Annotated in this window: 1 pseudogene; it reads left to right on the plus strand. The window is 43.4% G+C overall.

Going from position 1 to position 546, the window contains the following annotated elements:
- Nucleotides 1-546, plus strand: a pseudogene (locus PXG98_RS16425) (gliding motility-associated C-terminal domain-containing protein); the annotation flags it as partial.

The raw sequence follows: 546 nt of genomic DNA on the forward strand, positions 1-546 counted from the left end.
AGACACAGATGGGGATGGAGTTATGGATAGTGTAGATATAGATGACGATAATGACGGTCTTTTGGACACTACAGAAGATCCGAATTTGGATAACGACAATGATCCCTTAACCAATCCTTTTGATTTAGATGCAGACGGTATACCAAATCATTTGGATATTGATTCGGATGACGACGGCCTTCCAGATAATGTAGAAGCCCAGACCACTGCTGGCTATATAGCGCCCACGGGTAATGATAGTGATGGTGACGGCCTGGATGATGCTTATGAAGGCAATGGAGACGAAGGAATACTTCCTGTTAATACAGATGGGTTAGATGAAGAAGATTATTTAGATGAGGATACCGACAATGATTTAGTACCGGATAATAACGAAGGGAACGATTTTAATTTCGACGGAGAGCCGGATCAGCTCTACACCGGTAACGATACCGACGGAGATGGTTTGGATGATGGCTATGAGGGCAGTGATATAAATGATGGTTTTGATGTAAATGATGAGATAGACGATCCTGCGAACGACCTACCGGATACAGATGGTACGGA

Source organism: Eudoraea chungangensis, assembly GCF_029360665.1.
Classification (GTDB): domain Bacteria; phylum Bacteroidota; class Bacteroidia; order Flavobacteriales; family Flavobacteriaceae; genus Eudoraea; species Eudoraea chungangensis.